General features: G+C 33.3%; 11 protein-coding genes and 3 pseudogenes. 7 read left to right on the forward strand and 7 right to left on the reverse strand.

Translation table 11 applies throughout. The features are described from left to right. The first annotated feature begins 472 nt into the window (after positions 1-472). Positions 473-1,420 (forward strand): zinc metalloprotease HtpX, encoded by a 948-nt coding sequence (locus MSMAS_RS10735; RefSeq protein WP_048046554.1) that lies wholly within the window; start codon positions 473-475, stop codon positions 1,418-1,420. Beyond that, positions 1,383-1,610 carry a hypothetical protein gene (locus MSMAS_RS10740; protein WP_048041028.1) on the forward strand — a complete coding sequence of 76 codons (228 nt, stop codon included), beginning with the start codon at positions 1,383-1,385 and terminating at the stop codon, positions 1,608-1,610. The genes MSMAS_RS10735 and MSMAS_RS10740 overlap by 38 nt, the downstream gene beginning before the upstream one ends. 698 nt (positions 1,611-2,308) lie before the next feature. Here the strand turns inward: MSMAS_RS10740 and istB are convergent. From istB to MSMAS_RS10755, 3 genes and pseudogenes are all read right to left on the reverse strand, one after another. Then, positions 2,309-3,106 (reverse strand): IS21-like element helper ATPase IstB, encoded by a 798-nt coding sequence (gene istB / locus MSMAS_RS10745; RefSeq protein ID WP_011034609.1) that lies wholly within the window; start codon positions 3,104-3,106, stop codon positions 2,309-2,311. Further along, positions 3,103-3,786, reverse strand: a pseudogene (locus tag MSMAS_RS10750) (Mu transposase domain-containing protein); the annotation flags it as partial. The gene istB and the pseudogene MSMAS_RS10750, both read right to left, overlap by 4 nt. A gap of 97 nt (positions 3,787-3,883) precedes the next feature. Further along, positions 3,884-4,696, reverse strand: coding sequence for a group II intron maturase-specific domain-containing protein (locus MSMAS_RS10755; RefSeq protein ID WP_226987756.1), 813 nt, complete (start codon positions 4,694-4,696; stop codon positions 3,884-3,886). 63 nt (positions 4,697-4,759) lie between these two features. Here MSMAS_RS10755 and MSMAS_RS18325 point away from each other — a divergent pair. Continuing rightward, positions 4,760-5,442 (forward strand): IS1 family transposase gene (locus MSMAS_RS18325; protein ID WP_230633226.1). Its coding sequence is split into 2 segments (ribosomal slippage): positions 4,760-5,080 and positions 5,083-5,442, totalling 681 coding nucleotides; the frame shifts between segments, so codons are not numbered across the junction. Between the two features lie 6 nt (positions 5,443-5,448). Here the strand turns inward: MSMAS_RS18325 and MSMAS_RS10770 are convergent. The 3 genes and pseudogenes from MSMAS_RS10770 to MSMAS_RS10780 form a co-directional block, all read right to left on the reverse strand. Further along, the gene (locus MSMAS_RS10770) at positions 5,449-6,306 is read right to left on the reverse strand and encodes a reverse transcriptase N-terminal domain-containing protein (RefSeq protein ID WP_230633238.1); all 858 of its coding nucleotides are present in this window, start codon (positions 6,304-6,306) and stop codon (positions 5,449-5,451) included. Between the two features lie 374 nt (positions 6,307-6,680). Beyond that, positions 6,681-7,244, reverse strand: a pseudogene (gene istA, locus MSMAS_RS10775) (IS21 family transposase); the annotation flags it as partial. A 1,090-nt stretch (positions 7,245-8,334) separates the two neighbouring features. Beyond that, positions 8,335-9,390, reverse strand: coding sequence for an archaeosine biosynthesis radical SAM protein RaSEA (locus MSMAS_RS10780; RefSeq protein ID WP_011034602.1), 1,056 nt, complete (start codon positions 9,388-9,390; stop codon positions 8,335-8,337). Positions 9,391-9,976: 586 nt separating this feature from the next. On the opposite strand from MSMAS_RS10780, the gene MSMAS_RS10785 reads away from it, so the two are divergent. Further along, the gene (locus MSMAS_RS10785) at positions 9,977-11,368 is read left to right on the forward strand and encodes a phytoene desaturase family protein (RefSeq protein ID WP_011034601.1); all 1,392 of its coding nucleotides are present in this window, start codon (positions 9,977-9,979) and stop codon (positions 11,366-11,368) included. Positions 11,369-11,516: 148 nt separating this feature from the next. Here MSMAS_RS10785 and MSMAS_RS10790 read toward each other — a convergent pair whose 3' ends face one another. After that, on the reverse strand, positions 11,517-11,924 hold the full coding sequence (locus MSMAS_RS10790; RefSeq protein ID WP_230633240.1) for a pyridoxamine 5'-phosphate oxidase family protein: 408 nt from the start codon (positions 11,922-11,924) through the stop codon (positions 11,517-11,519). Between the two features lie 826 nt (positions 11,925-12,750). Between MSMAS_RS10790 and MSMAS_RS10795 the strand changes: the two genes are divergently transcribed. The 3 genes and pseudogenes from MSMAS_RS10795 to MSMAS_RS10805 all read left to right on the forward strand — a co-directional run. Further along, entirely contained in the window at positions 12,751-14,028 is a 1,278-nt protein-coding gene (locus MSMAS_RS10795; protein ID WP_011034599.1) for a B12-binding domain-containing radical SAM protein, read from the forward strand. A 153-nt stretch (positions 14,029-14,181) separates the two neighbouring features. Then, on the forward strand, positions 14,182-15,123 hold the full coding sequence (locus tag MSMAS_RS10800) for a hypothetical protein (protein ID WP_011034598.1): 942 nt from the start codon (positions 14,182-14,184) through the stop codon (positions 15,121-15,123). Between the two features lie 340 nt (positions 15,124-15,463). Continuing rightward, positions 15,464-15,805 (forward strand): annotated as a pseudogene (locus tag MSMAS_RS10805) (IS1634 family transposase); the annotation flags it as partial. Between the last annotated feature and the right edge of the window lie 40 nt (positions 15,806-15,845).

Genomic DNA, 15,845 nt, shown 5'->3' on the forward strand with positions numbered 1-15,845 from the left:
TTGAGGTTCAATCTTTTTTATTTTTCAGTTTATCTCAAACTCAGTTTATTCTTAAATTTGGAAATTTAAGAATATTTCTCATAATTATAAATAATTGACTATTTAGAGCATAAGCTTTGGAGAGGCGACTCTAAGTTTTTTAGATTTTCAAAAACCCATTTTTATAGTTTAAATTAAAAAATTATTCTATTTGTAACAAAAACTCAAGAATTTAAAATTTTTATATATAGAAGTTTATTTACGTTTTTTTAACATACTTATTGTGAAAAAAGTGCTATTTTTATAAGTTTTTTAGGTAACATTAAAATTTAAAATCGCGACCTTTCAGCATTACAAATGCCATTTTTAGATTATTATGCCTTTGAGGGAGATTCAATTAAAAAAGCATAAATAATACATACATAATCAAATTAAGTGACATATATTTACATAACGTAACATTTAATTCGTTAAGAACACAAGGAGGAAATAAATGACTTACTTTGTAGATTTCGTAAATAACTTCATGAGAAGAAACAAAAATAATTTGATAAGGAAAAACAATATCCCAATATATATTTATTTAATTTTAAATATATTTGTTATTTATATTCTTTTCGGTTTAGCGTTTAGTACATCAAATTTTATTATAGTGTTTCTTTTTAGTTTAGGCATATATGTGGTATCTCTCGTTATCGCAATATCACCATTTGGAGAATGGATACTAAGATTGCATAGTGGATGTAGAAAGATTAAACGCAAAGATCAAATTGATTATATAGAACCTATTTTTAAGGAAGTGTTAAAACAGGCACGAGAACTTGATCCTCATATCTCTGAAGATGTTAAATTATATATAAGAAATACTCAGGATGTTAATGCATTTGCTATAGGAAGAAAAACCATTTGTATTACAGACGGACTATTAAAAGCTCCAGTAGAACAAATAAAAGCAACTATTGCTTATGAAATAGGACACATAGCACATAGGGACACTGACTGGATCTTGGTTATTAGTGTAGGGAATTTTATTGTAACATTCGTATATATAATTGTTCGCGTATTCGGTAAGATGATGTCGACTTTCTTTGAATTATTGCCAAGTTCGGACAATCTGACGGATGGAGGTGTAAAAGTGGCTGGAATGGTGCAATCATATATTACTGATGCAATAATTATTGCACTTATGTGGGCCTGGACAAAAATTGGCATTTTGCTGGTTATGAAGTCAAATCGTGATAATGAATTTGAAGCTGATAAATTTGCTTTTAACCTGAGTTATGGGAATGCTTTGTGTGAACTACTGGATTCTTCTACAGAATCGTCTACTAAAGGTCTTTTTGCAAATCTTATGAGTAGTCATCCAGATAAAAACGACAGAATTGCAGCATTGATGAACTTAGGTGCCACATACAGAAGGTCATACGGAGCAATCAATTGAATCAAATATCGCAGCAGCAAGAGAAAAAACAGAAAAACTAAGGCAATCTATTCTTGCAAAGGCATTTTCAGGGGAACTTGTAGAGACAGAGGCTGAGATTGCAAGAAGGGAAGGCAGGGATTATGAGACGGCGGAGATTTTGCTTGAGAGGATAAAGGAGGAGAGGGGGAAGGGTGGGAAGAAACGATAATTCTTTTGCTACTTTTTGAATTCAATCTCTTTCTTTTTTGTTTTTTATGTTCCCTAACAGGGATACACTATTACGAGCTGAATGAGATGCAAGCCGGCTATTGCTCCGAATATGTATTTCACGTTCATGTTCATTATTTATCCCTTAATTCGTCGGTGTTAAGGATTTAACACAAAATGTTAAATTCATTGGGAGCATTTCAAAATAAGGATGTATCCTGCTGGCCCTTCTCTTCTGGAATTCATACTGGATAATCTTAATACTGAAAATCTGCCCGGAAAAATAAGAAATTTATTTTACTTTACGATTGGTGTGTTTGCTTCTGCAATTTTCTTTTTTTGCATTTTCCGCCTGCTTAAAACAACTTTTTTATAAATATCATTAACTGCTGTCTTGAGAGGATTATCCTATTATGATACTCTATCTGGTATTTTGAAAACCCTAAATTCCAATGTTTCTCTTTTTGATCTGGCTACTTACTAACTGAGAAATTATTTTCAATCCACACAAAAAGCGAAGAGTCTTTTTCAGTTTTCCTTTTATCTTCTTTTTCGGCTTTCCGAGAAGGCCGCTCTCCTGCATCGAGCGTGACAAGAATGGCTCAGTACAGTGAATAATGTTGTACGGTGTCAAGGGCGGTTAACTTTTTTCCATTTTGGGCAGTCTAGAATTTTCCAACCTTTTTATATAAAGTTTACTCAATTTTCTAAAATTTCTGTAGAATTATGACGTATAAGTCCTGTTTTTATACCCTGTTTTTTCCTTTCTTTCAGTCTGTAACTTTCCCCTTTGATATTAATCGTTGTACAATGATGGAGTATCCTATCAAGCAAGGCAGCCGCTATTACATGGTCCTTGAATATCTCTCCCCATTCTCCATATGACTTATTCGATGTCAGGATTGTTGAACTCTTTTCATAACGTCTGGAGATTAGCTGAAATAGGCAGTGAGCTCCTTCATCATCAAATGGGAGATATCCAATTTCATCAATTATTAGCACTTTAAATTTCATCAAGTCTCTGATCTTCTTTTCAAGTATTCCTTCTCTATTTGCTATTTTCAACCTCTCAATAAGGTTTCCTGTATTGGTAAAGTGAACAGAAATTCCTGCTTTTACTGCTTCAATCCCAAGAGCAATTGCAAGATGAGACTTTCCAACGCCTGGAGGACCGAGTAAAACAATATTCTCTGCATTATGAACAAATCTCAATGTTGCAAGGTCTTCTATGACTTTTTTATTAATAGATGACTGAAACTCAAAATCGAATTCTTCAAGCATCTTTTTCACAGGAAAACCTGCACTTTTCATCCTTCTCTCAATTGCAGCAGCTTCTCTGTGTTTCTTTTCCTGTTCAAACAGATAATCAAGGACTTCCATTGTTGTCTTGCTGTCCCTTGCAGCAATTTCAAGGCAGTTATCAAGGAGCTCTTCAATTGTATTCAGTTTCAGGTACTGAAGGTTATTGTGAAGCTTCTCATAAGTGAAGTTGTTCATTCAAAACCTCCCTGACTGAATGTTTCATAGACATCAAGAGACCTTTTTTCAACTTCTGGACCTGAGAACTTCAACGGAATCTGTGAATTTTTCTTGCATTTTGAATTCTCTTTAAGAATCTCACTCAGGAGACCCTGGAAATGTTCCTTTTTCTTGGAAACTCTACAATTACCTGGAAGAATTTCATGTTCACAGACCTTTTCATGATCAACATAAATCTCTAATTTTCCTTCCAAAATATGAAGTTCTGCAGTTCTTCCTGCAAACCTGTAAGGAACAGAATACTTATTTCCAAGAAACGAAATATAACAGTCTCTGGAGATCTTTCTGGTCTCCTTATGGACAACTTTGTAAGGAGGAACCTGATCCAGAGGGCTCAGGTTCTCCTCCTTAAAGCGTTCAAGAGGGATTTGATAGGTTGTTCCATGGACAGTTGAGTTTACCCTTTCCAACCACCTGTGAACTTGGCCGTTCAGGTCTTCGAGAGAGGTAAACTGTCTTCCAAGGACGAAATCCCTCTTGACATAGCCGACAGTATTTTCAATTTTACCTTTTGTCTGAGGCCTGTAAGGCCTGCATAACCGGGGAGTAAAACCAAAGCATTTGAAGAAATCCTCAAACTGTGAGTTCCATTCAGAATCTGATGATTTTAAGGCTCTTTTGATAACAACCTGTTTGTCGAATAACAGGGTGGGATTTCTCCCTACCCCGTCTTCTAGGAACCGGACTTGAACCTTTCGATTCATCCGGCTCGAGCCACTACTACCCTTTCGGGTGTCAGTTTAGAACAAAATTGGGGTTAGTGATGCGTTTCTTCCGGTGGTATTCCATGAATTTCCATTGTTCGAAATATTCTTTGTCGATAAATGGATTCTTATTAAGGCTTGCTAGTCTTTGCCTAACAATTTTGGCATTGGAGAATCTCTCCAACGTATGTAGTTCTGTGCAGAATACGTATTTTCTTTTACCGGATTTATGCCAGTATTTGGTCGTTATCCAGGTGAAACCTTTATTTGAGTGTCTTCTTTTCGCCCAGGAGATAAGCATGTTATAGACTATTTCATCAAGTTTGTTGAAGATAGCAGAAGAAACTGCGTGATTATGATACTGTGCCCATCCCCTAATGATTGGGTTGAGTGTTTGTATCAATCGGTCTTGATCCCATGCTTTTGCTTTGTGAAGTACGTCACGGATTTTCTTAATAACTTCCTTTTGAGAATCTTTAGATGGCTTCGGAAGAAGTTTTCCTTTATATTTCCTGAAGTTCCATCCTAGGAAATTGAACCCTTCACTAATATTGGTCACAAGAGTCTTTTCTTCGCTGAGCTTAAGTCCACGAGGATCTAAAAATGCTTGGATGACATCGACTATTTCAAGAGCCGTTTCCGGGGAATTGGCAGTTACCACAAGGTCATCAGCAAAACGAACATAATTAACCTTGTGTCTGTTTTGATGAGATTTGTCAATTGTTCCATCTGATCTGGAGTAAAATCTCATCGCTAAGGCGTTTTCTAAGCCGTTTAAGGACATATTTCCAATTATTGGAGATATAGGCCCTCCTTGAGGTGTACCTTTTTCGGTAGGAAACAGATAATAATTCTCGGGCTTTGGTAATTAAACATAGTTATCTATTATGAGAGCCTATAGTTCTGTATGGACTGCCCAAGATGTAATAGTTCCACTCACAAAAAGAACGGTATAGTTGATGGACGTCAACGGTACAAATGCCATGATTGTGGATATAACTATTCCGTAGAGCTGAAATCAACTGCTAGCCCCACTTCTGTTAAGAGACAAGCTTTGCAACTCTATCTTGAAGGATTAGGATTTCGCTCAATAGGGCGATTTTTAGGTGTAAGTCATGTTTCTGTTCAAAAATGGATAAAGAAATTTGGTCGGGAGCTAGAGGACCTGAAAAGCGAAAATGAGATATCTATTGTTGAAATGGATGAGATGCACACTTACATCGGTAACAAAAAAAATATTGCTGGATATGGATTGCTGTTGATAGAGTTGGGAAAAAATTCATCAACTGCTCTTTTGGCAGCAGAGGAACAGAAACTGGACAACTGATCTGGGAAAAATTAAAGACGAAAAAGATTGAAGAAGTAATGACTGATCACTGGAAACCATATGCAGAGTTTATTCCAGAAACTATTCATACTCAATCAAAAGCAGAAACGTATACAGTTGAAGGATATAACAGCATATTCAGGCACTTTCTAGCAAGGTTGAGACGAAAGACAAAGTGTTATACGAAGAGTCTTGAAATGCTAAAGTACTCTGTTCTTCTATTGATGAAACACAGAAATAAAGAATTAGCTATATTTGATTAACAATGCCTAATTCTCGATATATCCGGCTTTTAGGAACTCTTTAAGGATTCGTTTATCCAGAGGGATGTTATCAAGTATCCAATTATGGCTGATTTCATCAAAGCAAGCTTTAATGTCACCTTCAACGATCCATTCAGGAGAAACTTTCTTGCTTAAACAGAGGTGAAGGTAGGCATAAGCATCTTTTGTAGAACGATAAGGTTTAAACCCAAACGAAGTTTTGTCACCTGCTGCAGATTCGATTGCGCCCAACACCAGAGAGTGCAAAGTTTGCATTGCTCTGTCAAACATAGTTGGTATGCTAAGAGGTCGTAGTTTACCGCTCTTCTTTCGAATGTACTTCCGTGTTAATGGTTTTGCACGATAGCCTTTGTTCGTTAGTTGTAGAGCGGCACGCATCTTATCTGCCGATGATGACCAAATGACGCCATCTATTCCGGGAGTTCGACTTCCCTTGTTAGTGGTTACTTTACGTACCGAAAGAAGTTTGGCATAAAAGGACCGGGTCAGAAGACGGGAGAGTTTGTTCACAGTTTTCCAATTTCCGTTCTTAGCTGCACTTGCAATTCGAGACTGTAGGTTATTAACGGCTTCTTTCACTCTTTTCCAATCAATACTTTTCCATCGTAGAGTGAGTTCTTTGTCTGTAAGGTCCGTAACCGAAGTTATCTCTGGTTCTCTTACATTCATAATTAAACAATCCCTGTTGCTTTCGTGACTAATGGCAAGTGGGCATGCTTTCGCATTGAGGCATTTTTTTTCCTCTATATTCCCCATTACAGGAAACCGTTTGCTTTTTGCCAATTCCTCTGCCACCTGTGGCGTCGGTTTTCCTTGCGGAATTCCTACCTTATTAAGGACCACAAATGGTTTACCGAGTTCTATGTCATAGATAGTTGTTGGATACTTAGGAGGATCCTATAGACCGGAAGCCATATGTCCATTCGTCATGACACAACATGGAATGTCATAACCAGGCTCCTATGCCATTTTGGCTCATGCGTATTAACCTGCTTTCGCATGTTATACGTTACGATCTCTCAAACAGATCTTCACCTTTCGGTTCTCCATATATCCTTTTCCCTAGCGGTTTGGAACTGTCAGGTTCAGTTTTACACCTCATTGTCCTCTGAGCTTTGCACAGATCCGTTGCCAGAAATGCACATCAGAATAGGGACATTCTGAATGGATAGAATGGCGGGTTGTTCCGCAATCCATAGCATAACTTCTCGTCGCACCATGTTATCGTATAGAATCTCCTGTGTAAATCCTCCAAAGTACTCAAAAGCATTCAGATGACACTGGATAAGAGTTGGAGTGTCTATACTCAGTGTAAATTCAACATATCTCATTCTGGAATATCCAAGAATCATGTTGAAGCAAAAGAGTTTCTTTACCTTTCCATCAACCTCAACTGTTCCTAACTCTCCCCAGTCAACCTGAGCCTGGACACCTGGTTTTGTTTCATAGCGGAGTACGGCAGGGATTCCCTGCTCGGGTCGGATTTTTTGTACGAAGTCCTTGACTATGGTTTTTCCTCCATCAAAACCCATTTCTTTGATTTCCCGATAGAGGCGAGCAGCAGTATAGGGACCTTCTTTGAGTTTTTCTTGTATGTAAGGTTTGAAAGGATCAAGCTTGCTCTTTCTTCCAGAACGTTTCTGGGGTTCGGGCAAGGTTTTCAGTCGGAGATATTTCCTCACAGTTTTCCTGTCAAAGCCTGTTTGTTTGGCGATTTCACTGATGCTAAAGCCTTGTGAATACAAATCTCGTATCAATAGCCATTCCTCCGTTTTCAGCATTATTTATGATCCTCGAGCTTTTCTCAAGGATTGGAAATTGGGGAATTTTAATCTGGCCAAAATGAGGAATTATTCACCGGCCTTGACAAAGGGAGATTTACGGGCCTGCCAGAAGTCTTTTAGAAGATAATGGAACATGGAAGGAAGAGGGTGAATAGTTCTTTCTAATTGCCTTCTTTTGTGTTTCTTCTGGGCTTCTTCTGGAAGATGGATTATGTTTCTTTTCTCATTATACTAGTACTGTGATTCCGAAGTATGTTCATAAAACTTGATGTTTTAATCTGTCCAATGATCGTTGATTTTCCAACTAAATAAGGAACTTACTTTGGAATCGAAGCACTAGGCAGGATTATCATAGAGCCTCAAAAGCTCCGCGTAGCGTATGCCAGTAATTAAAAGAATATCTAAAATTGTTTTGTGCTGATCTTTTGGAATAGCGGCCTTTAATGCTTCATATTCTTTGGGAGTAAGGTTCTTACATCTTTCACATAAAAATGTAAAACTTCAGAATCTTTTCCTTAACCTGATTTTGGATATTTTACCAAAAAATTATCAAAGTAATGCCTAAACAGTTTTTATTTTAACCTGCATATTTCTGATGTTTTTGAGCCAAAATGACCGCATAATTATGTCAAATCATGAAAAATACATAGGTTTAGTCAAAACCCATGCATCTTAAAAAAAGATAAATTCCATCCTTTCTTCCTTCAAAAAAACTTAAATTTAACTTTTTCATCAAAAATTTCTTCATTTTCTTAATTGCTTCTATTAAGAACTATTAAGACAAATAATGTGAAATTTATAGAATGTGTAATAAAAAGTAGAGTTTGAAAAAGATGACCTGATTCATATTCACTTATTTATTTTCAGCCTCTTGAAGCTGTTTTAGATAGGTTCTATACAAAAAGATGTTTTCTCCAATTCAAGGAAGAATTAGTTGGGAATATATAACATTTTATCATATAGTTCTAATGTCAAATACTTTATATGATTCTATTTTTGAGGCTTGATGTGATCATTAATTTTTTCGTAAGTACATGGAACTCACTTTTATACTTACAATTTGAAGAGGAAAAGGTAAAAGTATTTTTCAACTTTCACATTCTCTCATCTGAAAGGCAATTCTATCATAAAGCGAAATTTCTTTTTTTTCTAAGTCTTTTTTCCATTCTCTTATACAATCGCAATCAAGGTTGTCTAACAATTCGATATCTTGTGTTTCATTGAATTTGTCAATTTCTTTTCTTACATAACAAGTGCAGTTATTACAATTATGTGATGTTTCTTTAGGAAGAGGAATAAAAGCGTCTCCTCCAATTATTATCTTTCCTCTTTGGTGAGTTTGTTTTACTATATGTACAGCACTCCATAACCAAGGCACTCTATAAAATCCATTTTTAGTCAAAAAATCTTGTAGTGTAAAATCCTGAACTGCAATTGGTTCTAGTGAAACTACTGATGAACCACTACTGAAAGCATGATTTACAGAAATTAAAGCTTCATCAATTGCTTCACTTTCTGTTAAAAATGGAGGTTTCACAATGATTCTAGATTCAAAAGAGATGTTCATCTCATTAAGAACTTTAGTTGCATTGTCATATTGTTTTCTTGTATAACCTTTATTTAAGCATAGATCTCTTATATCATCGGTATATGTATCGAATCCTAAGCCTACTATTATATTTTTTGCAGACACTGAGTTTAATAATTTTTTTAAGGCAGCTCGATTTATATACTCAGGCCTAGTCTCAATTTTTATCTGTTTTACTCCTAGAGAAATTAAATGTTCAAGCATTTTTTTTTGAACATCGCGAGGAATCTCTTTTGGATCAAAAAAAGATCCATTTGAAGATAAAACTAACTCATTACTATTAACATATTGTTTTGCATCTTGTAAAAATTGTTGATACATTTTTTCCGGCACATAATGGCCCTTTAAGTAACCACAAATAAAGCACCCCTCTTGATTATTAGCATAACTGCAGCCTTTCGTGTTTAATCCAATTATTGGTTTGGGGATTACCATCCTTTCTAATGCGTCTCTAACAATTTGACTTGTATTAGTGTCATATGTTGCTAGGCCTTGATTCTTAATTTCTCTTACTCGATTTAATACCATTAACTTAGCGTACTCTTTTGAGATCATTGAAACACACCACATAGAAATTAATTGTATTATCTTTTTCGCAATTACTCATACGAAATCTTATTTTCAAACTATATTATAAAGATTCCTATTCGAAACGGTGAAATTTAAGTAAAAAATAGTTGAAAATATTCTTAACTGAATACAATCACATCAGAAATCATTTCCAATACATTAAGTATTTAAAAAGTGACTTTGATAAAAAGTATATAATAATCAAAATTATTTTCGTGAACTTTATATCCAAAACAATCAATCTAGTTTTTAATTCTTAATATAAGTTCTGAAATTTGTATTAAAACTTATCCAAAAACCCAGTTTTAATCTCAATTATCAGAATTATTCAGGATTGCTTTCCTCATCAGAAGCTCGATTGGTCATTAAATAAGAGATCCAAAAAGTAATTTTTGAGGTTTGGGATCGGTTCTTAACATAAGAACAAAAATTAATTCTAAATAAGCTAAAACTCAACTAAGAATGCTTCAATTGTATAAATATTACATATATTTTCTATATTTTTACGGAGTTTAGATGAATAATCACAAAACCCAAAAATATATAAAGTCAAACCAAATTAATTAAATTCATGAAGAATTATGACTCGATCATAGTAGGCGGAGGTATCAGCGGATTGTTATCTGCGCTAGTGCTGTCCAAATCCGGGAAGAATGTTCTTCTTTTAGAAAAAAATAGAAATCTTGGAAATAACTGTAATAGTTACCTTGTTAATGGTTATCAAGTTGATACTGGACCACATGCTATTACTCAACTTCATGATGGTGGACCCCTAAGATATTTAATGGAAAATTATTTTGATTATGTGCCTGCTTTTGTTGATTACGGTGATTATTTTATACGCGATGAAGATGGTTTAAAGGAAGTACCTACCACTCTTAAGGGTTATCTCACGATGGATATGTTGCCGAGAAAAGATCGTTTAATAATTGCTCAATCATTAACTAAACTGCTACTTTCATGGCAATTTGGGAATGATCTCTCCAATATCTCAGTTTATCAATGCCTGCCATGGAACGCGCTTTCGTCTGATACACAAGAATTTATGGATACATTTAGTTATTTTTTATCTGGAAAACAGGCAAAAGAGACATCGGTTCAGAGAATGTTTGTTGGAAGTGGGTTTATAGGAGAGGATATAGAGAAGGATATTACTAGTGAAAATAGTGAACATAAATATAATGATAGATTTAAGAGATTATCTTATGTCAGCAGATTGTTAAATAATAATAAAGTAGATTATAATCAGTATTATCCAAGAAATGGTTTGAAAGCTATATTAAATGCTATTCTTTACTCTTTACCAGAAACGGTTGAGATTAAAACTGGCACCGCCGTAGAACAGATAATCACAGAAAATAACATTGCAAAAGGGGTCTTAACGAAAGAAGAGTCATATTTTGCAGATACAATTATTTACTCAGCTTTTGCAAAAGATCTCCCTAAATACATTACTGATTTGCCAGAATCTTATATTTCGGATTTAAGTAGAATCAAACAATCGAAAGCTTTAACAATATGGCTTGGTCTGGATGAAACATTTGAAGAGTTTAATTACACAGGAGGAGAAGTGTGGTTTAAGGATAAACCATTCTGGGCAATGCCAATAAGCAATTACAATAAGAACTTTGCTCCAAAAGGTAAAAAGCTTGTGGGCTTTATGTTTTCCATAAATGAAGGAAATTCTTTAGAATCTGAAAAATTAGAGGCATATAATACTATTTTGCGAGTTTATCCGGGGATAAATAACTATATTGAGATGATTCATTATCAAATAACTATTCCAGAAAAAGCTTCGGTGTCAATAAATGGCTTCATTGCAGATACAGTTACTCCAGTAAGAAATCTATATCTAGTTGGTACAGATGTAGATGACCGTAGTATGGGGATAACAAGAGCTGCTTATTCTATAATCAAGTTAATAAAATCTTTGAGAATAGACGGCTTTATCATTGAACTTTAAAAAATCATACATAATTGTTCTGAGGCTTTATTTATTAGGGAATAAAATCGGTTTTTGAATGACTCATTGTTTTTATAAGGCTCATTCTTTAAAAACAACCACTATGAAAGGCACAAATTAGAAGAAAAAAGAAAAAATTTTAAATTTTTTATTGGATTCTGGATCCTGCGTTGGGTCCAGGGCTTAAATCATAAACTTCTTCAATATGAAGAAGAGCTGCTCCTTTGGGCTTGAGATCGGTCATCTCGGTGGCAACCCAATCAGCAACTTCATCCATTAGAGGACCTTTATCGATTAACTCTACATTACCTTTAATTTGGTAAGCTTTCATGGGAGGCATATAAGCGCTGATAGCGGCTTTGGGATTTTCCTTCAGATTAGCTTCGGTTTTCTTCCAGAATATATTAGCCATAACAATTGTTTCATCATCTCTTACTTTCACAAAACCCATAAAAACAATATTTGGAACACCGTTTTTATCTGCAGTTACCAAGGAAGCAATTTGTTGATTTGCAAGTACTTCTTTTACATCTGTGGAAATTTTCACCATATTCATATTCCTCTTTGATCTTTTAGTTTGATCTATATTAATCAATATTGTTTCGAATGTAGAATACTTTCTTAGAGACATTATTCATTATTTAACAGGCGTTGGGTAAGAATATATTGTTATTAATAACAGTTAAACAAATAAATTAAGATAATACAAAGTAAGAAAAAATACATGTTTATTAATCTTTCGTAAAGATTATACTTAAGTAACTACATATAATTTTTGTATATAATATTCAGTAAAACATTTCTTTGTATAAAAACAAACGAAGATAGTGCCATCGATCAAAAACTAAGCGTCTTATTTTTCTGAGATAGTCATCGAAGTCAATAATCAGATATCACTAAAAAAATCCAATATGGTATAGACTTCAACTTTTTTTGTTTATTTTTAAACTTTAATTACTTCTCTGTTTTTTTGAGAAAATTCTTATTTGGCAGTAAGAATTCATAGTTCGTTATGTGGATTTAACAATAATCAATAGTTGTAGCTATTAATTAGAAAAATTAACAAAGATTTATTACTATATATATCTAAAAATCAAATAATTTCGAATATTCAGCACTTGTTTTGTATATTTAGATCATAATTCCTCTACTAAGAGTTTTTGATAATTTTTGCTATATAACTATAATATATAAAAACGAAGAAATTAACAAAGATTATATAGAGATTGTAAATAAAAAGAATATTGCATATTAGTTCTATATTAAGAAATAATTGCATAATATGTTTATATATTTAATGAATTTTTCTAAAATCTTTATCTAACGAATGATTTTTAGGCAATATTAGGTATGAATAATTGAGGTAAAAGGAAGTCTATACCTTGAAAATAGAGTTAATCAACCCGGCACCAAAGTTATTGAACAAGTTTGGACAATATAGCCCACCATACGGTTTAGCTTATATTGGAACTCTTCTCATGGAAAGGGGCATAGAAGTAAAGATAATAGATGAACAAATAGGAGCTGTGCCCGAATACAAATGTGATTACGCAATGATAACTGGGACGACATCAACTATAACAAGAGCGTACAGTATATCGAAAACTTATCTAGACAAAGGAATACAAACAATTATTGGAGGTGTGCATGCAACCTCTATAATAAACACTCGATTTAAGGAAGAATTGAATGGAGCTTCTACTAGTGTTATTTTTGGACCTCTTGAGAATATAATTGATCAGCTAATTCAGGATATGAATTCTTCAAACTTACAGAAATACTATGTTGGTTCTTTTGTTGATGAATTGAAATCTCCTGAACCTATTTGGGATGTAAATAATGATAAGTATTTCACTTATCCTGTTCAATCTTCTGTAGGATGTCCATTTAACTGTAGTTTTTGTGCAGTAAATAAAACATATGGAGAATTTAAAATTAAGAACATAGACCTTACACTCAGCGAAATTCAAAAAGCTTCAAAAACAATTATTTTCTTAGATGATAATTTATATGGCAATCCCAGTTATTCTAAAAAAATATTCACAAAAATAAAGGATGATATTGGTTATAAAAATTGGGGAGGCGTAGCTAGTTTAGGTGTTTATAAAGATGAAAAGTTATTGAAACTTTTTTCTGAAACAGGCTGCATTTGTATAAATGTTGGTTTTGAGACATTGGATTCTAATAAATTAAGTTCAGTTCAGAAAAAAAATCATATTGAAGAATATACTAATTGCATAAAAACCTTGAACGACTATGGAATCTTAGCTTATCCTGGTTTTATATCATTTCCAAATGACGATGAAGCAACTTTAAAAGAATTATCCATTTTCCTAAATAAAGCAGAAGTTGACATATTTCACTACGATTTTTTAACTCCTTTTCCAGGTACTCCCCTTTTTGAAAATCTAGATTTGAACAAAAAAATCATTGATTACGATTGGGCAAATTATGATTTTAATCATGCAGTCATAAAGCATAAAAAATGGACTACTGAAGAATGGGAACAAAATGTAGAAGAATTTTATAAAGAGAATCTCTACTCTCGAGCAAATTCATTAGAGAAAAAGCTGTCCCTAAATCCATCATTTACGAATTCAAACTTAAGTTTTGAGATGTGGCATAAATTAACTGATTATTTGATGGGAACTTTTGACTAAGGAGCATTATACCAAAAATTCTGAAAAAAACAAATCTAAAAAAGCTAGTGGATAAAAATTCCAAATCAGAAAACCAAAAAAATATACAATGCTAACAAAACTGACTTAAAACTATAACAAACTCAAAACAAAATAAAGGAGGTGAACAACTATATGTTTCATTCATTTTTCAACACTTATTGTAATAAAAAAGATTCCGATGAAAAGCTTAAAAGACACATTGGAGAAACGCAAATACCTAAGTTTAGTGTTCTTGTCCAAGATATTTTAGATAATGCTTATCGTGATAACTTAATTATCGAAGATTTGAAACAGAATGAAAATATAATAACTGAATTTCCTAAAAAAATAGCAGAATTAGTGTATTCAATATCGATAATAGATAATTCAATTGATAAAAAAGAAGATTGTGTAGACGAATTAATTCTAATTTCCGATATTTGCATTTTCATGGAAAAGTTTCTCAATACTATTAAATATCTTGATAATCTAGAATTGAATATAGAAATATCAAAACTATTACAAGATGTCAATAATTTATTTAATTTACTTGGAAAAGAATTGGCATTAAAAAGAGATTTTAATAAATTTTATGTAAATTATGATATGCCTAATTATTTAAAGTTAACAAATAGCGACTTTTTGCTGTATATTGATTTAACATTGCAATTGATAAGAATGGATAAACGAGAGTATATAGCATCTTTTTTCAAATATTATTCTCTAATGGACATGTTAATTGATAGTATCGTTGATTTTGAGGATGATTATGAGTCAAAATCTTATAATCCTCTTCAGAATATAGTTAAAAGCGATGTCTATGACATAGATACTATTACTAATATTGCAATGAGTTATGGTAAGGATGCTATGAAAATAGCTAATGAACAAAATGGCCATCTAGCGATGTATTTGACATATTTAGCTAGAGCAGAGATTGAAGCGCTAAGTATCTTCAAGAAATATACCTATGAATTATCAAGGGATAAAAATCTAAGAAAACAAATTTTAAAACCATATCCATGGGAGGAAAGTGAAACTAACTTAAATATAAATCTATCTATTTGGAAGTTTACAGAAAGTCCTATAAAATAGGACTAGTGTCATGGAAATTTAATTCTTGCACATAGTCTTTGGCAGCACACCATCAGTGCATAAGGATTCTGAGCTTAATAGGTGATCAATAACTAAACGTTCTTGACACTAGCTACCTATCTATTTTCTATCACAATACAAAAGATCATCGCTTTAAATCACGGAAAAAGTCCAAAAAAGACAGTAATAAGAAGTTTAAGATAATGTTTAGCTTTGTCTGACTATATCATATTTTTATATAGTTCATTTTTAGATATTGTGCTCCTCTCAAAACCTGATTTAACCTGACTTTGACAGTTAGATAAAAATAAGTGCTCTCTGTTTTATGTTCTTTGGTCAAATGAACATCACAAAGCAGAGAGCATTTCCTACAATTCCTAACAAGAATATAAGTGTTCCTATTGGCTCGATCCTTGCTGTCCAACTTTTTTATGAAAAGCTTAACTTCTGTGACATTTTTGGCAAATATAAAAGCAAAGGTCTTGATCTCAATAGTTTACTAATTGGTTTGTTAAGCTACAAATTGACTGAGAATTTCAGTATCAAAGAAGCTGGCAAATGGTTAAATCAGGAAGAGGTTCTTGATATCTTAAATCTTGAAAGGTTTCATGAAAGAGTTCTTTACAGAACTCTTGAACTTTTAGGACGTAACAGAGAGGAAATTCTCTCTGATATTCTGGATTGTCAATGGCGGTTTAATTTTCTCCACTTTGGTCGGTTTA

The organism is Methanosarcina mazei S-6 (assembly GCF_000970205.1).
GTDB lineage: Archaea > Halobacteriota > Methanosarcinia > Methanosarcinales > Methanosarcinaceae > Methanosarcina > Methanosarcina mazei.